Below are 21,819 nucleotides of genomic sequence, written 5' to 3'. Positions count from 1 at the left end.
TATATTTCCAGAATGGTAAAATACGTGAATCTACTAAAACTGAAGAGGAATTTATATAGATGTAAATGGCGATTATAATGAACTTTATTTTTTAGTTTTTAAAAATAAAGGTCCAGTATTATAATATGTTTCGGAACTTTTTGTACAGAATTTTACCGAACTTTAACCACTTCAAATTCCTTAAAAATAGCAATCACATAACTTTTCCGATCTATGTTCTTTTTTTTTTTTTTTTGAATTTTTACATATAATTGTGTGAAACTAAATTAAACCGAATTTTAAATATTAAAATTAATCTAAAAAGGAGAGGAACTATGAGTGGAGCAAAAAATAACAAAAAGAAAAAAGTTCTTATTATTAGTTCTGTTGCGCTAGCTACTTTAATACCAATTGCTGGGATTTCAGCATGTGTGGCACTAAGAAATAATAAAAAAGATAATCTAAATGTTCCCGCAGAACCTGAAACACCTAATATTAATAATAAGAAAGATATAGTTGTTAAAGATCTTAATAATTTAAACAGTTCTATTGATAAATTATTATCAACTTTAGATAAAGAAAAAGATGCTGATTTAATCACTAAACTTGAAGGGTTAAAAAAAGAGGTTATTCAAGTGTTAGAAAACAGTGATAAATTAAGTGCTGATGAATTAGAAAAGACTAAAAATAATATATCTAATAAATTAGAAGAATTAATAAATTCATTAAAACAAGCTAAAAATCAACTGCTTGATAAATATAAAGAATTAAAAGAAAGAATTATTAATTACAAAAATTCAATCAACAACATTTCTAAATATTCAGTTATTGTTCATGAACTTCAATCATTAATCAATTCGATTGATCAACAATTGAATATTTATGATAATGATAAAATAATCTCACAATATTATCTTAATAAGATAAACTTAGATTTACAAGTTAAAGAAGCTGGATTTGTTAAGATTCAATATGATAAGGCACTAATAGATCTCAATGAAGCGGTTGAAAATAACAAAAACTTCATTAATTCTTTAGGTAATCCAGTTTCATCAAAATATATACCTTTAATTGACAAATTTAGAGATGAAAATGAAAATATTAATGCTGTTATAGATAATTTAGTTGATAGAGAAAGTGCAATTTCTAGTGATATCACTAAAGTTGTTAACATAACTAAAGAGTTATCAAACTTAGTTGAAATTGAAAAATTATATAAAGAAAAATTAGATCAAGATCAATTGTTAAACGACTTAATCAATCAAGGAAAAATTAATTCTTTAACTGCTGAAGAGCAAAAACAATGAGATAAATTATTTGCTGACGCTAAAGAGGCAGCGAGTTTTGATAATAAAGAAAATTGAAATGTCGAAAACACTAAAGAAGTTTTAGAAAATTTTGTTAACGCTTCAAATAGTTTTATTGAACAAAAACAAGAACAATATGATCAAGCTAATAAAATAAATCAAGCTAAAGAGGAACTTAAACAAATTAAAGAAGAACAACTTGATCCATTTTTAGATGAACTTAAACAAGATTCTTCAAATAAATATGACAAAATTATTGAAAACTTAACAAATGTTCAAAATAAAGTTAATGAAGTTCTTAATAATCATAATGCTACTCTTGAAGACATTAAAAATGCTAAAGATGAAATGTTAGCAGCTCTTGAACAAGCAAAGAAAGATAAACTTGAAGCTGATATTGCTAATAGTAATTTAAATGAATTGCATCAACAACTTAGTCAATTAATTGACCAAGTTAATGAATGAATTAATACTAATTTAACCACTAGTGGTTCAGATTACATTAAAAATCCATTACTTGAGGCAATCGAAAATGCTAAAACTTTCTTAACTAGTGAAGAACAAGCCGCTATTCGTGAAGCTATTAAAGAGTTGAACAATAAATATCTTGAAGCACAAAGTGAATTTAATAAATATAATAGTGCTAAAAATATTCTAAATCAAACTATTACTGAAGCTAATGCTACATTAGTAGTTGTTGAATCCAATCCAACTATTAAAGCTGAATTAGAAGCGGTAATAAATGAAGCTACTTCAAAAGTTAATGTTGCAAATACTGAAGAGTTAAAAAACTTAAATGATTCATTAATAGCTGCTATTCAAAAAGCTCAAAGTGATTTTAATCAATACACTCAAGCTAAAAATGAATTAAGTTCAACTATTGCTAAAGCTGATGGATTATTAGCTACTTTAGATAAATATCCAAATATTAAATCTGAACTTGAACAAATTCGTAATAATGCTAATAACAAATTAAATACAGCTAACACTGAAGAGTTAAAACAATTAAATCAAACTTTAGCTGCAGCTATTGATAAAGCTAAAGAAGATGTTTTAAAACAAGACAGAGACGAATCTAAAAATAAATTACAAGAAACAATTAATAAAGTTGAAGAATTTATTAATGAAACTGAACGTTGAGCAGACAGCGACACTTTCGGCGAATTAAAACAAGAAATTAGTGATTATTTAGATTCAATTAAAGCTGAATTAACAGAAACTGAAGATATTCAAGGAGATACTTCAAGATTTAATCAAAAGAATGAAGAATTAACAAACCAATTCGAAAACTTCAAAAATAAATATGAAGCTTTAGACAAACAAAAAGAACTCGAAGAACTAAAAAAAGTTATCGCTAGCTCAACCGATTTTTCAAACAAGGAATTAGTTGATTCAAAATATCAAAGTATTAAAGATACTCTGGATAAAGTTATCGATAAATCAAATTCTTTAGCTAATTCAAACTTAAATGATTTAACTAAAGAACAAATCAAAGAACAACTTGAAGAATTACAAGCGGCTTTAGATAAAGCTAAAGAAGATAAGAAAAACTATGATACTTCTCTAACTGAGGAAAAACTTCAAAAACTTAACCAACTTATTTCCGAAGTTGAACAATTTATTAACACTAATTTAACTGAGCAAGGCGAAAACGATATTAAAGTTGAACTAAGTACATCTAAAACACAGAATTCTCCTGCTACTGGTGATGCAGACAATGTGTTAGAAAATAAATATCTTAATTTACAAAAAGCTTTCAACAACGCTAAACAAAAAGAAAATGAAAGAAACATTGCTAAACAAGCTTTAGAAGATAAAATTAATGAACTAACTCAATTTATTGGTAAGTTAAGCGAAAATGCAATTGCTGATAATTTAAGAAATGAATTAAATTCGCTTAAAAATTCAGCTAATGACACCTTAACTAACGGTACTGCTGAACAAATTAATTCTAAAGTAAAAGAAATTTCTGATAAGTTAGCTAATGCTGAACAACAAAATAATATTATTAATAAATTAATTGCTTTAGAAGAAAAAATAAAAGAAGTTACAACACTTACTACAACCGAAAGAACTAGTGCAGATGCTGGTTTAAGTAGTGATATTGAACTTGTTGAGCAAGCGACTAATTCAAGTCAAAGTCTTCTTGATTCAATTAAAAATAATATTTCTAGTTCATTAAATCAAGCAATTAATATTGAAAATTCAACTAGAGAACTTGAAAATGCTATTAATAAGTATAATTTTAATAAAGCAGAAAGAGAAAAATCTAAACAAGAATTAAAAGGCTTTATCGAAAATCAAGCTAAAAAATACTTAAATGAAACTTTAGGTGATAATCCTGATTATAGTGAATTAAAGACTGAATTGCAACAACAAATTACTACTTCTGAAGGATTATTAACCACAGGTACAAAAGCTCAAATTGATCAAGACATCGTTGATTGATATAGTATACTTAAAAATATCTCAGAGAGAAAAACTGCTATTGACCAAAAGAGTCAAAGTAAGGAACAAGCAAGAAATGCATTGGTTGAATTATTAGGACAAGTTAAAAAGTGAAGAGTTACAAACTTAACAAAAGATGAAAATTCTGAAGAATTACAAAAACAAGGATATAAAACTATTGATGATAGTATAAAAACTCAAATTAGTCGTGGTGAAATAATATCTAATAATCAAAACTTAACCGCTGAACAATATCAAAAAATGTACAACTCACTTAACTCTCAATGATATACAATCCAAGGACAATTTAAAGAACATCAAAATTCTTACGCTAACCTCGAAAGTAAGATCAAAAATTTAAATGACTACATAAATTCAGAATTAAGTGATCCAAAATATGCTGAATTAAAAGAGAAATATACAGCTAAAATTAATGAAGCAAATAGTATTAAAGATTCACTTGATAAAGATGGATTGGATCAAAAAGCTAGAGAATTGGAAGAGTTATTAAATCAAGCGAAAGCAGAAAAACTTCAATTAGAATCTAATGAAGAAAAAAATAGACTTAATGAATTAATTTCACAAGCAAAAGAATTTGCAAACAATTCAGAAACAGGACTTAACAAAGATATTTATACTAATATTAAATCTGAATTAGAAGTTGCCATTACTAAAGCTGAAGAAAATATTGAAAGCTTATCAAGAGACGAATTAAAATCAAAATATGAAAGTTTAAACACTGCTTTTAAAAAAGCTAAATCTGATCAAAAAAATAAAGCAACTGAATTATATAACCAAGCAGTTTTAGAAGGTAATCAATGAATTAATCAAAACCTTAATCAATCTGAAAAGGGTGAATGAACTGATCCTAACTCAACTAAGGTTGTTTATGACAAAACTGTTCAAAATAACTCATTAGTTTCAACTGATTCTACAAATGATATTCTTACTAAAACTGAAAATATTAAGAATGCACTTAAAAATGCTAAGAATATGAAGAGTGAACGTGATGCAGCTAAAAGTGAATTACAAAATAAAATTACCGAAGCTGAAGCGTTGCTTGTTAAATTAGGTTCAGCTAATATAGAACAAAACATAAGAGATAATTTAAGAAAGCAAATAGATTTTGCTAAAGGTGCGTTAACTGATTTATCAAAAGATGGTATTTTATTAGCTAAAAATAATTTAGATATAGAAATTAATAAATCACTTCAGGCCTTAAGAAACAAACTTAGAGAATTAATTGAAAACACAAAAACTTTACAAACTAAAGTTAATGTATATAGGGATCAAGGTTTAGAAGTTGAATCAAATAGACTAGCAATACTATTAGAAAAAGTTCAACCTAACATCGATACTATTGATGAAAATGAATTATTAAATAGAATTAATCAAATTATTTCTATAAATGGTGATGTTAACAGGATTTACAATGAGTGATATCCTCTAAAAGTTGATATGGTCGCTAAAATCAATACACTTGAAAAAATCATTGCTGAAATGAAAAAACAACCTAATCTTCATTCAAAATATATCCAAGAAGCAGAAGGCAAATTAGTAGGTTGAAAATCATTAAAAACAATCAGTCAGTTGTCAAATGGTCTTTGACAAATCAAGTCATATATCCCTGCATTAAATAAAGTAAAAAATCAATATGAAAATGCTTATACTAACTATGTAAATAGTAAAACTAATGCACAACAGTTAAGAAAATTACTTGAAACTAATAATTCATATGTTTCTGATTTTGACAATAGAGTGTTAAATGCTGCGAAAGTTTATGAAGATAAATTCTTATCCGGTCCAAATACAAATGTATTAACTAATTTAACAGAAGGAAAGAAAATTCTCGATACTGCATTAGCTGTTTATAAAGAAAAATTAAAACTTGAGCAAGATAAAATCACAACACTAATTAATGGAGGTGTTGCTCAAAATGCGCAAAAAGTAAGAACATTTTCAACTGTTACTAACTCAACTAAAGCAGAACATAAAAATATAGCTTTAGATAATATTGCAATTAATCAACGTAATGATTTAAGTTCTAAATACGCAAATATTAGACCTGAAGATAATCTAAATTCATTAGTTATAAGAATAGATTCATCAAATAAACCAAGTGTTCAAGAATTTATGGAGCTAAATATAAAATTAACTGAATTAACAAAAGCTGATTCAATAATTAATAAAATACTTGATGATAACTGAACAAGAAATGGTGATAAATGATTGTATACATTAGCTAAAAAAGAATTACAAAAAGCTTTTGATTATAACTTAAAAAATAATGCTGACTCAGGAAGTGTAGACAAAAAAGTCTTAGACTTATCAAGAACTGAAGCTTGAAGTTATAATGGTACTGATAAGTCAAAATATAGTACATATACAAGACAATTTCAAACATTAACTAATGAATATAACGAACTTACTAGAATTGGTTCACTAAATTATAATAGAACTCAAGCTAATATTGCAAACTCCTTAAGAATTACCAATAATAATCTAGTTGGAAATTGAGCAAAATTGAAAGATACTATGCAATACTGAGAAGATGGATATTTTAGAGAACCTCAAATTAATCATAATGACTTTAATACAATTACAAGAAGTATTGGTGCCTCAAATGGTGAAATGGTTTATGAAGATTTATTACAAGCTAAATTAAGAACAAAAACAAGTTTAGTTGAGAGTTTCTTGCGTCTTGAAACATTAAGATCAATGCAAAACTTCATGAATTATTGAAATAATTTTGGTGGATATAAATATCAAAACCCTTTAATTAAAGGTAACGCTGATTATAATGTTTTAAAAGGGTATGTTTATAAATTTTATAGATATCAAACTAAAGGAACGCCAGATCTTAAAGTTCATCTATGAACACAACAAGCTAAAAACCGTTATTGAAACCAAGGTGGAAATTTCAACTATGAGATAAGAACATGAGAAAGAGAGCACTTTAATAGCGATGGAGAAGTTGGTATATTAGATTATGCTAGAAGAAATTGAGGTGGAACATTAGCTTGAAATGATAGACATCAACGTGCTATTAACCAATGAGACATTTGAGTTAAAGATGGTTTATATATTACATTTATCAGAGCATGAAGTGACATTAGAAAAATTTATGAAAAATATGAACAATTATTAGATGACTTAAATTCGAATAAAATTAAATCTGATCAATTTATTAAATATAAAATAGATATTAAATATTTTGTAGATTCAATTTATGCAAATAAATATGAACAAACAGATAGTTTTGGTATATTTATTGATTTATTCCACCCGAGTTTATTGAATATATTAGCTTACTTTGTTGAAACTTATAATGTTTAATCATTAATTACAATTTGAGTGCAAGCACATCTGTGTTTGCATTTTTTAGTTTAGTATATTTATTCTTGTTTATACCTGAGTTTCCAAGTTGTAAGTAAAAACATGAAATTAACCAATTATTTTGGCTAACTTCATGTTTCCTTGATTATACTTTGAAGTGCAAACGTATTTGCGTTTGTACTTTTTTGATTTAAAATAAAAAAAGAGAAACAAACAGATTGCAAACAGTTTCTCTTTTAACCATTTATTTGAAATGAGGTCATATGAATTATACACAATTAAAACTAGAATAGAGATTAATAATTCAAATTCATTATGGAATTAAAACATTAAAAGAAATTGGGAAAATGCTTAAAAGATCAGTTAGTACAATCTCAAGGGAAATTAAAAGAAATTCTAATATTTATGGATGTTACGATGCATCATATGCACATAAAAAATGAGAATTAGACAATGTGCTATTCAAGAAATCACAATGCGTATTCAGACACAAAGCATTTAACGATTTCTTTGTTAAAAATTACAAAAAAATTATCACGGGGTTGAAGCAACTCTTAAACTTTATCAAGAAAAAACTAATAAAAAAGGTTATTCTGTAAAAACTATTTATAAATGGATTAAGTCGAATATTTGAGTTCACAAAATGAATAATAGACTAAGAAAGGCGTATGTTAAAAACGGTAAAAGAAAAGCAGATTATAAAGTTAGATTAACAAACGGAAATAAATATGTCTACCCTATTGCTATGAGACCAAAAGATATTGATAAAAGAGAAAAATGAGGTCATTGAGAAATAGACTTAGTTATCGGAAGAAAAATGAAAGGACATCATAATTTATTAACATTAACCGAAAGAAAAACACGTTTTACCTATATAAAAAGGGTTAAAAGTAAATTTTCTCTTGAAATAAACAAAGTATTAAAGAAAATAATTGAAGAATCAAAATACCCATTTTTATCAATAACTTCTGATAATGGTTTTGAGTTTCAATCTCTTGGACTAGTAGCTCGTCAAAATGATTTAGTAATTTATAAAGCACAGACATATTGTTCATTTCAGAGAGGTTCTAATGAAAATATAAATGGTTTAATAAGAAGAAAACATAAAAAAGGATTTGATTTTACTAATTTAACAGATGAACAAATCCAGGAACTTCAAGATAAAATAAACAATATGCCGAGAAAAATTTTTTGTTTTAAATCCTCTAAAGAAATAGCCGAACAAGAATACGAAATAGAACTATTTTTATTAAACCAATTACCTGATCTTGAATGATAGAGTGTAATATAACCACAATAATTCATAAATCTTTATCTTTTTATCCACTCAAGCGCCGTGGAGGCTTTTGATTTTTTGCTATTCATTAACATACAAGATATGGTTCTTTTTCTCCCCGCTCAAACGACGCTCGGTCTTTTTATTTTCTAATTATAATAGCGAAACGCCCTGACGGACTAATCTGCTCAAGCGCCGCAAGGCTTTTTATAAAAAATATTTAATTTTTGTGTAAAATAAACATAAGAGAAGTGTTTGCACTTGAAGGTTTAAAAAAGAAACGAACAGAATAATGGGCCGATTTGGTGTTTATCCTTTTAATAAATAATATAACGTATATTTATTGAACAATCATTATTTAAGTTTTTTTAATATTCCATTTTCTAAATCATCAATACTATAAATATCTTCCAATATATCAAAGGTTTCCTTTAATATATTCTTGTTATTCAATCATCCAATTCCATCTGTAAATCAAACAAATTTTAATCCTCTAACTTTGTTTATATCATTTGCTAGACTTTTGTAGCTTCTAGATGTTTCGTTTAATTTAGAACCACTTGATGAGTAAAAATTACATTCGCACAAGTAAATATTTTTGCTAGTAAGCAAAACAAAATCAAATTTTTTAATTGTATTTTTTAAATGATATAAAGATTCTAATTTTTTACCAATTTTTTGTTCTAATTGAGTAATTTGTAATTGTTTAAAGTAATTAATATTTTCTATAAATCCAGCATCTTTAATGTAATTTTCAACTAGATGTTCCATCAATAATCCACCTCTATTTTTTCTAGAATTAGAATCTAACCCTACCTCTACACCTAAAACATAGTCATAGAGGTTACCTATAATATTATTTTGAATTAAATTAAATAATCCGGTTTTTTCCATAAAATTAACATAATCATCAATTGAATAATTCATATTGTAAAAATCAAACTCAAAACCACCATTTTTGTCAGAACAAAAAATGCTTTTTTCTCTCTTAGCTATAAGTATCGGAATGCATTTAAGTGTTTCGGGATATTTTTGAACAATTTCTCGAAATTCTCTTTCAATATCTTTTGAACCTATTAGTGAATTAAGAATATTTAGTTCAACTTTTATTTTTTCAATATTATTATAGACTTTATCAAAATCTACATAAAAATCATAACCTGATATACTAGGTTTAAATTTTGAGATTCATTCATCATAATTTCTCATATCATTACCACTCTACTATGTATATGTACTAAATTTATAAAGTTTACAAATATAAAACATTTATGAACCAAATTTATATCTTTGAACAGTTATATCTAAATAGTTTTTATCATTATCTATTCCAATATATTTTCTATTTAATTTTTTGGCTGCAATTCCAGTTGTTCCACTTCCATTAAAAGGGTCTAAAATTAATTCATTTTCTTTTGTGCTGGATAAAATTATTCTTTCTAAAAGAGATAATGGTTTTTGGGTCGGATGTTTACCAAATTTCTTCTCATCATTTTTCGGCAAATTAATATTCCAAACATCTTTCATTTGTTTACCATTATTAATTTGTTTCATTAACCGATAATTAAAATAGTATTTATTGTTTTTAGCATCTTTTTTTCTTGCTCATATTATAGTTTCGGTTGAGTGTGTAAAAGTTCTACAGGATAAATTTGGTGCAGGATTTGGTTTTTGTCAAGTAATGTTATTTATGATTGAAAATCCTTCTAATTCAAGTGCTATTCCAACAGAATAAATATTATGAAAAGTGCCACTGACTCAAATAGTTCCATTATCTTTTAAAACCTTCTTACACTCTTTTATTCAATTTCTATTATATTTAATCTTTTCCTTTATATTGATTGTTTTATCTCAAGTGGCTTTATTAACTGAAACCATTTTTCCTGATTTGCATGTTATACCATCACTAGATAGAAAATAAGGAGGGTCTGCAAAAATCATATCTATTGTTTTTTCTTCTATAATTTTTGATAGATTTTTATTATTCTTAAAATACAGTGTGAATCCATCTTCATTATAATAAGGTTTAATTTTATTCATTTATATCCTTAAAGTTTGTTATGATAACTTCCTCAACTTCACCTCTTCTGTCTGCTTTAGAATTTATTATTCGCTTTGCACTAATTACATGAATATTGAAGTCCTTATAAATTTCATTTATAAATTTTGTATTATGATTTGAGATCATAACTTTTACACCTTTGCTTGTTAAGTTAATAACACAATCTCTAAGTCTAATTTGTTCATCTTTTCCAAACCCATTTTTATCATAATTTACAAAACCGTTTTTATCAGGATAAATATCGTAAGGCGGATCTAAATAAACAAAGTCATTATTTTTAGCAGTTTCAAGTGCTTTTTCAAAATCTAGACTTGTTATCTCTATTTTAGATTTATTAAAGAATAATTTAATAGCTTCAAAATTTTCATTATCAAAAGTTTTTACATTTATTTTTTTACCAAAGGGTACATTAAAAAAACCCTTAGAATTAACCCTATATAATCCGTTAAAGCAAGATTTATTCAAGTAAATTAATCTTGCTGCTTTCATATATAGCTCCAAACTTTCATAGTTATCAGATTTATCCATTTCACGAATTTTATAATAGTATTCTTCGCTATGGTTACTTTCGTGTTTTAGTAATTCTTCTTTAAGTTTGACCAATTGAGTTAAATTTTGAAAGCATTTATAAGCAGAAATTAATTCTTTATTAAAGTCATTTATATATGCTTTTTGTGGACAAAGTTCGAAAAATAAAGCACCACCACCAACAAAAGGTTCATAATAGTCATTATATTTTTTTGGTAAAAAATCTTTGATTTTAGAAAGTATCTGAGTTTTTCCACCTGCCCATTTTACGAATGGCTTAGGTTTTAAATCGGCATCAATATCCATAATTTGAGAAAAATCAACACCTAATGAATTTTTTAGCTTTACAATTGTCTCTAAAGTAACATTAATTAGACCTTTTTCAATCCGTGAAATTTGAGCCCTATCGATTCCTGAAAGTTCTGCAAGATCTTCTTGTGATAAATTTGATTTATTTCTTATCTGTTTAAGATTAGTACCAAAATTTTGTTGAATAGTTTTAATCATAATTTAATTATACTAAATGTGTATTTTAATACAAGAATTATTTTAATTCCAATAATATTATTTTTCTTTTAGATTAAAACTGTTTATATCTCTGATTATTCATTCATTTTTATCTAAAATATAAATATTACTTGCAAGTCCATTTGACTTACCAAAGTCATAAACTTTTTTAACCATTGGAAAAACAGTATTTGCTTGACTTAATTCAATAACTTCTTCAGAAGAGATATTTGCACTAGACATATAATGAGGACCATTAATCTCAAGATATTTAAGTAATTGCTTATTATCAGGCATTCTAAAACCTTGATTATTAACCACAATACTAAAAGCTCCTGGTCAATATTTTTTAGCTCACTCAGTCGCTTTTTGATTTCATTGAGGAAAATTTTTTGCTTGTTCAATCGAGCTAACTAAAATCATAATTTTTTTATCAATTGGTCTTTTTTTTAAATAATAAATCTTTTCTAAAACAGAATCATTTACTGGACCACCAATTCCATTTACTGTGTCAGTTGAACAAATTATAATATCATCAAAATTATCATACATAAAATTAATTTTATATTATTTTATTTCTTTTAAAATATAATATTAAATATGCCAGAATATCCAGAAGTTACTATCGTAAGAAAAGGTTTAGAAACCATTGTAAATAATCGTAAAATAACTAAAGTTATTGTTATTTCTTCTAAATTTATAAAAAATACTACAGAGAAAGAATTTATAAATTTTTTAGTTAATAAAACTATCACTAAAGTAAATAATATTGGTAAATTTATTGAGTTTATTTTTGATGATAATTCTCGAATGATTTCACATTTAAGAATGGAAGGTAAATATTACACTCGTGATATAAAATTAATTAAAGAAGGTATAAGAGAAAAACATGATTACATCATTTTTATTTTAGATAAAAATATCGCTCTTGCATACAATGATACAAGAATGTTCGGTTCATTTGAAATCATTGATAAAGAGGATAAGCGAAGTTTATATGAAATTAAAAATTTAGCTCAATTACCGGGAGATGTAAATGTAGATGAGTTATACAAAAAACTCCAGAAAAGAACTAAAAGTATTAAGTCTATATTGCTTGATCAGTCTTTAGTGCTTGGAATTGGTAATATCTATGCTGATGAAACGCTTCATAAAGAAAAAGTATATCCAATGACTAAATGTAATTTAATATCTAAAAATAAATTACAAAAAATTCTTAAAAGTGCACAAGAGATTATGGATCAAAGCATTAATGCAGGTGGTTCATCTGTAAATTCATACAAAGGAGTGAATGGTAAGATTGGTACTTTTCAGAATAAGTTATTTGTTTATGGACGTTTTAATTTAACTTGTTTACAGTGTAATAAAGAAAAATTAATTAAAGTGAAATTGGATTTTAAAGATAATGGTCGCGGAACTACTTATTGTCCAAGATGCCAGAAAGAAGGTAATGTTGAATAAAATTTTTGTTGTGGATATGGTTAATGGTTTTGCACATCATGGTAATTTGTATTCTAAAAATATTGAAGATATTATCAAGCCAATTGCAAAATTTTTAGAAATAAATAAGAGTAGTTCTATTACTTTTCTTTGTGATTTTCATGAACAAGATGACATAGAAATGAATGAGTATCCTCTTCACTGCTTGAAGAATACTTCTGAGTCTGAAGTAGTTAAGGAATTAAGTAAATATATTCAAAATATTGTCTATAAAAACTGCACTAATTCATTCTTTTTTATAGACAAGGATGAGCTAAATAAATTTGACACAATTGAGATTATCGGTTGTTGTACTGATATTTGTGTTTTACAGTTTGCAACAACATTAAAGACATATTTTAATTCTTTAAAAATTAATAAAGATATAATTGTATATAGTGATTTAGTAGCTACTTTTGATAGTGAAGATCATAATGCTAAAGAGTTTAATACTTTCGCATTAAAATTAATGAAAAATGCTGGAATAAAGGTACAAAAATGATTGAAATAGATTTACACGGTTGCACAATTGAACAAGCTCAATCTGAAATTTGAGATCCTTTTTCAAGACTTGAGAAAGGTGAAGTTTCACAATTATTAGTGATTACAGGCGTAGGTACTGGAGCACTTAAATATTATGTTGAGAAAACTGCAGAAGAATTCAATTTTAATTGAGTAGAAACTAATAAAAAAGGCGCTTATTTAATCACCAGAAAAGTTGAAAATGATAACTTCTTTCAAGAAGATGAAGAAGATTTTGATGCAGACATCGATGAAATTTTTAGCCAATATAAAAATTAATATTACGTAGAGAAAAATGGAGTAAAAAATGAACAGAGAAGAATTTAAAAATAGATTAATTCAATATATGAAAATTGAAGGAATGTCTCGTTTTGAAGAACCAGTTGCTCAAGCTTTGAAAGAAAATACTTTTAGTAATAATTTTGAGTATACTCGTGATGGTTTTGGTTCACTAATTATTCATAAGAAATCAAAAAAATCTAATGCACCTAAAGTTATGATTGCTGCTCACATGGATGAAGTTGGTTATTTAGTAAGATTAATTGATCCTAAAGGGCAACTATTACTTTCGCCAGTTGGTGGAATTTGACCAACAGTAGTAGTCGGAACTAAAGCTAAATTAGTAACAAGTAAAAATGAAGAGTTTTTAGGTGTTTTTGGACACACTTCAATTCATATTATGGAAGCTGAAAAAGTAAATAAAGCTATTACTAACAAAGAAATTTATGCTGATTTTGGGTTTACCTCAGACATTGACGCTAAGGAAAATGGTGTTGAAATTGGTGACAGAGTTTATCTCAGTGGTGAAACAATTAAATTCAAAAATGAAGATTTAATTGGTGGTAAAGCTATGGATAACAGAGCTGGAGTTACTGTTTTAGACTATATCGCTAACCAAATTAAAGACTTAGAACTAGATGTTGATTTATATCTTGTTGGAACAGTTCAAGAAGAAGTTGGAACTCGTGGAGCCAAAACTGCAGTTTCAATTATTAATCCAGATGTAGCAATCGCACTAGATACTACTAGTTCACACGATACAATTGGTACAATAGCTGGAACTACTAGATTATTTGCTGGAGCAGCTTTAAGAATTCATGATGGTGGAACCATGATGGACCCTAAACTAGTAAAATATCTTTATGAATTAGCTAAAGAAAAAGATATTAAGGCTTATAAATTTATCGCAGCTGGTGGAGGAACTGATGCAGCCGAATTGCAATATGGTCGTGGTGGAGTTGCAACAATTACCATCTCGCTTCCTCAGAGATATCTTCACTCACCAATTGGAGTTTGTTCTATTTCTGATTTAATAAGTTCAGGTAACTTAATTATTGAATTTATTAAGAGCTTCAATGAAGAAAAATTTAATGAGATAAAATACAAATAAAACACAAGGTTAATAAAACTTTGTGTTTTTATTCAACGGTTATTAAATGTTTTAATTTCGCTATTTGATCTATAAATAAAGCTGAATCGTTGCTTTTAGTTAAATAACTTCACTGTTTAAAGGCAATATTTAAGTACATAGTATAAACTTCTTGATGATTTTTTGTATCCACATATTTATGAAGATTCATGCATTCTGGAGTGTAAAAAACTAAAATTCTAAATATTTTAAGGGCTAAATATTTTTTAGCAAAAATTTTTCATATTTTTGTAATTATACTTAAATCTTTTAATCTATATTTTCTACCCATTGTATTTGCATAGATTAAATTTGTGTTGTTAAAGTTGCCAAAAACGTTTTGTTTTAATAACATTTTTTTGCTTAACTTAAATTCAGTAATTTTGATATTTTTAATTAATTTTTTATATTTTTTATCTAATATGAAAAAAGCTATATTTGATAAAAATAATACGATAAGACAAAGCCAAACATTAACTAAAAAATGCGAATGTTTTCAATATATATCACCACTGATAAATATGGTAACTATAATACTTAAAAATAATACGGCAAAAACAGCATAAGATATTATTATTGGTTTTAAGTAATCTGTACGAAATTCATATTTAAAAAATATTTTTTTGTATTGTAGTTTTTTGTTTAAATTAATCGTTTTTGAATATGGAATTAGGGCACAAGATAAAATTATAATTATAAGTAATGCTGTTATTACAGATGTAATTAGTAAACCATAAAAACTATTTAAATATAAATACATTTTTATCCTAAATTATCTATTTTTGTTTTATTTGGTAGAGTTTTTATATATCATCCTTTTGTCTTATCATAAACTTTTGTAAGTTTGATTTTGTGAAGTTCATATTTAGTTTTAGCCATCATATCCTCCTTTTAGCATGAACTAAATTACGGTTATTATTAATTGTAACTCAATCAAATTTCTTAGAACTTTTTGATATATATTCTTCTATTTTTAAAATTTGATAAAGCAATTCATATTTTTATTCAAATTGCATTCTATTATTAAGTCATTTAGTTGTTATCAAACATAATCTTCAATCTTATTTTAATCTTTAATTGTAATGTTTGACTATAAGTTTTTTATTGCTTTTAACAAACTCATTTATCGTTTTGTTCTGAGTGAATTTATTGTGTTTTTGATCTTCATATTTTTCCTCACATTTAATCTTTTTAACTAATTTAATTTTAATGTTTTATTGATACAAATAAATAAAAATATAAAGATGGTAAAAATTTCATATTAATAAATAACACATTTTTTCATGAATCCCACCATCTTGAATTGTTCTAGCTTAGAATCAATTTAAATCCCTGATAAAGTATCTTCAATTGAAAGTTATGCCTTTAGTGCTTGCTCTAAATTAAAATTAATTTCTTTTAGTAAAAGTTCAAGATTTATTGGACATAGTTCATTTAGTGGATGTTCTAGTTTAACATTGTTTATTCTTCCAGAAAGCTTAAATTGAATTGATAATCAAGCTTTTGAAAATTGCTCAAATTCAGCTATAGTAAATATTACGTAAAATGTTAGTTGAATTGGTAATGGGGCCTTTGATAATACCTTATTTTTAGAAAACTTAAAAACTAAATTTAGTGAAAACCCAATAATTATAAATGGTATTGTATATACTTTTCTTAATAATTACTAAATTATGATACAAGGTAAATATTAATAATAAAAACTTTAATATTTTTCTTATTAGCTATAAATATATTAAGGAAACTAGTATAAATAAGTTATAATTAATATACATTCTAACTAAGAAAGGATATATATGGTACACTTTGAAGTATGACAATTAGTGTTAATGATTGTTGGTACAATTATTGCTGCGGCGATCTTCACAGGAATAATAACATTTTTTGTTGTTAGACACATGTTTCAAAAACAAATTAAAGAAAACCCACCTATTACTGAAAAACAAATTAGAGTTATGTTTGCTCAAATGGGAAGAAAAGCATCCGAAGCACAAATTAGACAAGTTATGCGTTCAATGCAAAATGCTAAAGATTAATTATGCAAAATAGGAGAAATCCTATTTTGTTTTATTTTTTCCTTTTTTTGTTCACTTAATAATTTTTAAACATAAATAAGTGTGAAACAAAAGATGAATATTTTTATTGGACTAATTTTTATTATAGTTAGTAGTGCAATTATCTACTATGTTGTTTTTCCTAATTCTTTAATCATATCTAAAAAAAGAGAAAAAACTATTGATATCTATACTTATAAACTAGAAGGAGCGGTTAAGTTTAATGAAATAAGTTCAGAAGTGGAATTAACTTATCGGGAATTATTTTTTAAGGCTAAAATACTCTCACAAGCGGATTTATCTAATATAAATCTTGAAGAAAAAGCTCCAATAAATGCTTTAATTTTTGTTCCATTTGAAAATTCAAGAATAACTTGAAAACTGATTAATAGCTACCAGGATTTTTACTATCGTGGAATAACAAAAAGAATTTCAGAATTATTATGGGAATTTAAGCAAAAAAATATTAATAAGAGGATAACATGAGACGATATTGCAAATATCAAAGGTATTGGTCTAACTACTTTAACCAAGTTAAAGAAATTTTTAATATTAGAGTAATTAGTATATTTTTAATTACTAACATAATTCTTTTGATTAAATTATTCTTTAGTTTTAATTTATTTTATTTATTTTTATTCATATTTTTAAGTTCTTTGATGTTAATAAATAAAAAAGTATTTCTTATTTATATTGGTAGTGTATTAACATTATGTTTTAGTATACTTATTTGAAAGAGTTATATTAGTAATGATAATAATCAAATAATAGAACAGGAAATAGTGGTTATTTCAAAAAATAAAAATTACTATTTTGTTCAATTTAACAATAAAAGATATTTGCTGTATAAAAATAATTATGATTTTGAAGTTGGGCAAAAACTTACAAGTACTTTTACAATAACTGAATTTAATCCTCAAAGCAAAAACTTTTGATATTCTAAGTTTATACTGGGCTTCATTAAATTAAATAATTACCACAAAAACGATATAAAACTAAGTTGAATAGACAAATTCTTTAACCTAAATTTTTTCACTAAAGATTCCTATAAGAATATGACTTTAACATTGCTTTTTGGTAAGGTAGATTATGATTCAAATATTTTAGACATCAGTAAAAATTTAGGAATAGTTCATTTAATTGTCATTAGTGGTTTTCATTTTAATATTGTTTTTAGCATTTTTAATAAACTTTTTAGCAAGCTTAAATTCAATTTGAATATTTATTTTCCTTTGATGTTTATAAGTGTATATTTTATATTTGTTAATTTCTCAGTTTCCTCATTAAGAGCTTATTTATACATTATTTTAGTTAACTTAATTTCATTAATTAAAATTAATAATACCAGTAAATATAATTTTATTAACGAGAAACTATTTATTATTTATATAACCTTACTTATTTCATTACTTATAAACCCATTTTTTATATTTAATATCAGTTTATGATATTCATATTTAATAACAATACTTATCATTGTATTTAAAAGGAAAACTGTAACAAAGAAACAAATTATTTTAAATCAAGTATACATTTTTATTAATTCTTATCTTTTTTCATTGTTAATCTCTTTAACTACACAAAATAATTTTAATATCCTTGCAATTATAAACATATTTATTTTTAGTATAGTTATTGAGTTTTCAATTATATTTAATTTACTGTTTTGATTTATTCCAATCATTATAGATTACTATTACATAATTTTTAATCTTATTTTTGATTTTTGCAACATTTTTAATATAACTTTAACAACTAATTTTTTACTAAATCAAGATTTAGTTTTAGCTTTTATCTTCTCCGTTATCTTTATCAAAATTATTTTTAACAATATTTGAACAAATCAACCATATAAATTAATAATTAAACAAAAATTTTTCAAAATGAATTAAACTAAAAATAAAAATTTATAATATAGGTATGATTTACTGTATTTTTGGAGATGAACCTTATTTTATTGAGGATGAGTTAAATAAATTAAAAAAGACTTTTTCAGATTCGGACATTCACAAATGAGAAAGTACAAATACTTTTGATGAATTATGTGAAATTCTTTCTTCACTTAGTTTATTTAACCAGGATAGATTGATTATTATTGAAGATTTTGAAGGATTAGTATCAAAAAAAATCACCGATGATAAGCTTAATTTAATAGTAGATTTACTAAACTCAAATAAAAATGATCAAATCATTTTTGTAGTAAATGATTCAAAGTTAACTAAAAATACTTTGACTAACAAAATATTGAATGAAGCTAAAATAATTGAATCAAAGAAAATCTCAAAAAAGATTTGCCTAGTTCGATCTTTAATTATATAAAACAAAAAGGTGGTACTATTTCGCAAGCAGATGCGATTATTTTAAGCGAAATTTTACCTGATAATTTATCAATAATAATTAGTGAAATTGATAAATTACTAGTTGAAAATAAAAATATAACTTCTGAAATGTTCAACTCAAGTATTCCAAAATACAATTTAAATAATATTTTCGGTTTTTCTAACTCACTTGAGTCATACAATTTTGTTGAGATTTGAAAAAATTACAAACAACAAATTGATGAAGGTGTAGATCACTATACACTTTTAATGCAAATTAATAATATTTTTTCTCTAGCTCATAAAGTGTATAGACTCCAAAAAATGGATTTTACCACAATGCAAATGTCAGGATATCTAAAGATTCATGAATTTAGAATTAAAAAAGCAAATTCTCTATTTAATAAATATGGATATAAAAAAGTATTAAAAATAATAAAAGAATCAGCGGAACTTGAAGAAAGAGTTATGTACAAAGGAGCAGAAATTGAAAAAGAATTTGAAACTTTCTTGATTAAACAGTTTTCAAAAATTGACTAACAAAAATAAAAAAAATGAATTTAATTCAACTCATAAAACATATATAGAATTAAATCAATATATCTTTGATACTTGTGATAAAAATATAATAAAAGAGTATTTAATATCATTTTTGAACAATGTTAGTGTTTTGGAAAATACTTCATCAATTGTTGTTTTTCCTAAAATAAATAATCTATTGAATTTTGAATATTCGGACAATAATGAACAAATAAAAAATAAAATTGAAATAATTAGAAATCTTAAAATTTTTTGTAGAAAAATAATCTCATTAGGTCTTAGGGTTTACTTTACAATTTCAGTTGATGAGATCTTCTCATTTGATAAGAGAATATCTAGAATTTTGGAATATGCTGAATTTAATTCAAACTCTGCTAATTCAGATAATTTTTGATACCAAAAAAATAATCAGGAGACCAAAGAAAACTTAATTGATTTTATAAAAACGCAAAGTTTTACCCTTAAAATATCTAAAAACGGACAAAGTTACTTTAAAGAATCTCTATCTAAAGTTGTGGATTATTTTAAAAATTCATTTATGTCAACAGGTTTTGTGATAAACGATTTTAGTAAAGTATTTACAAAAAATAAAGAACAAGAACAACACAGTTTTGTTGAGGAAATTAATCATATCTTTAATGTAATAAAACAAAAATTCAATGTTAATTTTGCATTAAAAGATAATTTTAGTAACAAAGAATTTTTCAATTTATTATTAGAGCTAACTTATTTTGATGATTATTTTTATGATTTATCAAATTTACAAAAAATAGAAGAAGTTAGCAACATCATCGAATCACTTTATTTAACGAAAATTTCATTTGTATTGAATAATGATCTAGAAAATAATAGATTTAATTATTTTGCTGATTCAAAATTTTACAAAAGTGAGATTATTAAATCATTTCTATCTTTACAAGCATTAATGTCACAATCAATTTATAACACATATATTCCTAGTGTTGAAAAATATAGTGACAATTCTAGAAAAAACTTAGAGAAGAACAATATAAAGACTGAATCACATTTAGCAGGAATTAATTTAGAAAAGACATTTTTTAATCAAATTTTGATTTTATCTAATTTTTATTTCAAGCTCAAATTAATAATCTCTAGTGAAAATAAACTTAAAATCTTATCTCCGATGATTGAAAAAGTATTTATTTATAAAATAATTAGTGAAGATGAAACTTATTATTTTGTATTTAATCCGTATATTTCAAGTAAAAAATTTACAATTAAAGATGATTTAAAAATTATTTACACAAGCGGAATTTCATATTTTAACGATACAATAAGACCTTATCATTTTGAAATTTATAAAAAAGTATCTATAAACGAGCAAAATAAATAAAAAATTAAGCAATTATCCAAACTGTAAATTAGGTTTGGATTTTTTATATTTTATATTATAATATCTTAGCAATACATCAAGACAGTAACGGCATAGCTTAAAAATGTTACCGAGTGTATATTAATTATAATCTTTATCTTAATGTGTTGCTTATATATATTATGAAAGGAGATTGTATGGCTGAATCAAAATTAAGAATTGCAAAAAGACAAGTTGTTAATGAAATTAAAGATAAAATTAACGCATCTCAAGCAATCGCTTTCGCAGAATACCGTGGATTAACAGTTGAAGAACTTCTTACATTAAGAAGAGAAGCTAAAAAAGTTGGTGTTGAAATTAAAGTTTACAAAAACCGTTTATTTAAGCTAGCTGTTGAAGATTTAGGAATAAGTGGTCTTGAAAGTCACCTTGTTGGTCCAAACATTTTTGCTTTTTCAAATAATGATGCTATGTCTGCTGCTAAGTTATTAGTTAACTTCGCTAAAGATAACAAAATTATGGTTATTAAAGCTGGTACATACGAAGGTAAAGCTATTGATGCTAAAGGTGTTAATGAAGTTGCTACATTACCTAGTTACGAAGAAGCACTTGGAATTCTTGCTCGTTCAATGATGGCACCATTACAACAAGTATCTCTTTCACTTAAATTAATTAGTGAAGGTAAAACAGAATAATTAAAAATTCAAAATATTAAGAAAGGA

General features: G+C 25.1%; 18 protein-coding genes and 1 pseudogene. 14 read left to right on the top strand and 5 right to left on the bottom strand.

The window, feature by feature from the left end; all coding sequences use genetic code 4:
- Positions 1-314: 314 nt before the first annotated feature.
- Together EXC66_RS02420 and EXC66_RS02410 are read left to right on the top strand one after the other, a co-directional pair.
- Complete coding sequence (locus EXC66_RS02420; RefSeq protein WP_006886538.1) at positions 315-7,070, top strand: coiled-coil domain-containing protein; 6,756 nt, start codon at positions 315-317, stop codon at positions 7,068-7,070.
- Between the two features lie 296 nt (positions 7,071-7,366).
- A pseudogene (locus EXC66_RS02410) lies at positions 7,367-8,349 on the top strand (IS30 family transposase).
- 351 nt (positions 8,350-8,700) lie between these two features.
- Here EXC66_RS02410 and EXC66_RS02405 read toward each other — a convergent pair.
- The 4 genes from EXC66_RS02405 to EXC66_RS02390 are packed head-to-tail and all read right to left on the bottom strand — an operon-like array spanning position 8,701 to position 11,995.
- Complete coding sequence (locus EXC66_RS02405) at positions 8,701-9,555, bottom strand: type II restriction endonuclease (protein WP_006886243.1); 855 nt, start codon at positions 9,553-9,555, stop codon at positions 8,701-8,703.
- 60 nt (positions 9,556-9,615) lie between these two features.
- Positions 9,616-10,386 carry a DNA-methyltransferase gene (locus tag EXC66_RS02400; protein WP_006886244.1) on the bottom strand — a complete coding sequence of 257 codons (771 nt, stop codon included), beginning with the start codon at positions 10,384-10,386 and terminating at the stop codon, positions 9,616-9,618.
- The gene (locus EXC66_RS02395) at positions 10,379-11,443 is read right to left on the bottom strand and encodes a Dam family site-specific DNA-(adenine-N6)-methyltransferase (protein WP_006886245.1); all 1,065 of its coding nucleotides are present in this window, start codon (positions 11,441-11,443) and stop codon (positions 10,379-10,381) included. Before EXC66_RS02395 ends, EXC66_RS02400 begins: the two co-directional genes overlap by 8 nt.
- A gap of 57 nt (positions 11,444-11,500) precedes the next feature.
- Positions 11,501-11,995, bottom strand: a complete 495-nt coding sequence (locus tag EXC66_RS02390) for a Sua5/YciO/YrdC/YwlC family protein (protein WP_006886246.1) — start codon at positions 11,993-11,995, stop codon at positions 11,501-11,503.
- 48 nt (positions 11,996-12,043) lie between these two features.
- Here EXC66_RS02390 and mutM point away from each other — a divergent pair, with 48 nt between their 5' ends.
- The 4 genes from mutM to EXC66_RS02370 are packed head-to-tail and all read left to right on the top strand — an operon-like array spanning position 12,044 to position 14,834.
- A complete protein-coding gene (gene mutM, locus EXC66_RS02385) occupies positions 12,044-12,904 on the top strand; it encodes a bifunctional DNA-formamidopyrimidine glycosylase/DNA-(apurinic or apyrimidinic site) lyase (RefSeq protein ID WP_006886247.1) in 861 nt (286 codons plus the stop codon).
- Positions 12,894-13,433, top strand: a complete 540-nt coding sequence (locus tag EXC66_RS02380; protein ID WP_006886248.1) for a cysteine hydrolase family protein — start codon at positions 12,894-12,896, stop codon at positions 13,431-13,433. Before mutM ends, EXC66_RS02380 begins: the two co-directional genes overlap by 11 nt.
- Positions 13,421-13,723 carry a Smr/MutS family protein gene (locus EXC66_RS02375; protein WP_006886249.1) on the top strand — a complete coding sequence of 101 codons (303 nt, stop codon included), beginning with the start codon at positions 13,421-13,423 and terminating at the stop codon, positions 13,721-13,723. Before EXC66_RS02380 ends, EXC66_RS02375 begins: the two co-directional genes overlap by 13 nt.
- A 28-nt stretch (positions 13,724-13,751) precedes the next feature.
- A complete protein-coding gene (locus EXC66_RS02370; protein ID WP_006886250.1) occupies positions 13,752-14,834 on the top strand; it encodes a zinc-binding metallopeptidase family protein in 1,083 nt (360 codons plus the stop codon).
- Between the two features lie 28 nt (positions 14,835-14,862).
- On the opposite strand, the gene EXC66_RS02365 is transcribed toward EXC66_RS02370, so the two are convergent.
- A complete protein-coding gene (locus tag EXC66_RS02365) occupies positions 14,863-15,207 on the bottom strand; it encodes a hypothetical protein (protein ID WP_129622366.1) in 345 nt (114 codons plus the stop codon).
- Between the two features lie 973 nt (positions 15,208-16,180).
- On the opposite strand from EXC66_RS02365, the gene EXC66_RS04550 reads away from it, so the two are divergent.
- From EXC66_RS04550 to rplJ, 8 genes are all read left to right on the top strand, one after another.
- A complete protein-coding gene (locus EXC66_RS04550; RefSeq protein WP_083815523.1) occupies positions 16,181-16,396 on the top strand; it encodes a leucine-rich repeat protein in 216 nt (71 codons plus the stop codon).
- 252 nt (positions 16,397-16,648) lie between these two features.
- Positions 16,649-16,888 (top strand): YneF family protein, encoded by a 240-nt coding sequence (locus tag EXC66_RS02355; protein ID WP_006886253.1) that lies wholly within the window; start codon positions 16,649-16,651, stop codon positions 16,886-16,888.
- Between the two features lie 81 nt (positions 16,889-16,969).
- Positions 16,970-17,467: an MAG0490 family ComEA-like DNA-binding protein gene (locus EXC66_RS02350; RefSeq protein ID WP_129622365.1), complete on the top strand. Its 498-nt coding sequence runs from the start codon at positions 16,970-16,972 to the stop codon at positions 17,465-17,467.
- A gap of 98 nt (positions 17,468-17,565) precedes the next feature.
- Entirely contained in the window at positions 17,566-18,798 is a 1,233-nt protein-coding gene (locus EXC66_RS02345; protein WP_006886317.1) for a ComEC/Rec2 family competence protein, read from the top strand.
- A 28-nt stretch (positions 18,799-18,826) separates the two neighbouring features.
- Positions 18,827-19,225 (top strand): DNA polymerase III subunit delta, encoded by a 399-nt coding sequence (locus tag EXC66_RS02340; protein WP_129622363.1) that lies wholly within the window; start codon positions 18,827-18,829, stop codon positions 19,223-19,225.
- Complete coding sequence (holA, locus tag EXC66_RS02335; RefSeq protein ID WP_129622361.1) at positions 19,198-19,764, top strand: DNA polymerase III subunit delta; 567 nt, start codon at positions 19,198-19,200, stop codon at positions 19,762-19,764. Before EXC66_RS02340 ends, holA begins: the two co-directional genes overlap by 28 nt.
- Complete coding sequence (locus EXC66_RS02330) at positions 19,712-21,118, top strand: hypothetical protein (protein ID WP_006886315.1); 1,407 nt, start codon at positions 19,712-19,714, stop codon at positions 21,116-21,118. The genes holA and EXC66_RS02330 overlap by 53 nt, the downstream gene beginning before the upstream one ends.
- Before the next feature lie 176 nt (positions 21,119-21,294).
- Positions 21,295-21,792 (top strand): 50S ribosomal protein L10, encoded by a 498-nt coding sequence (gene rplJ / locus EXC66_RS02325; protein WP_006886314.1) that lies wholly within the window; start codon positions 21,295-21,297, stop codon positions 21,790-21,792.
- Positions 21,793-21,819: the final 27 nt, after the last annotated feature.

Origin of the sequence: Mycoplasmopsis anatis (assembly GCF_900660655.1) — a bacterium.
GTDB classification, from domain to species: domain Bacteria; phylum Bacillota_I; class Bacilli_A; order Mycoplasmatales; family Metamycoplasmataceae; genus Mycoplasmopsis; species Mycoplasmopsis anatis.
Note: the sequence above shows the minus strand (reverse complement) of the source record. Positions and strands in the feature narration are given on the sequence as shown.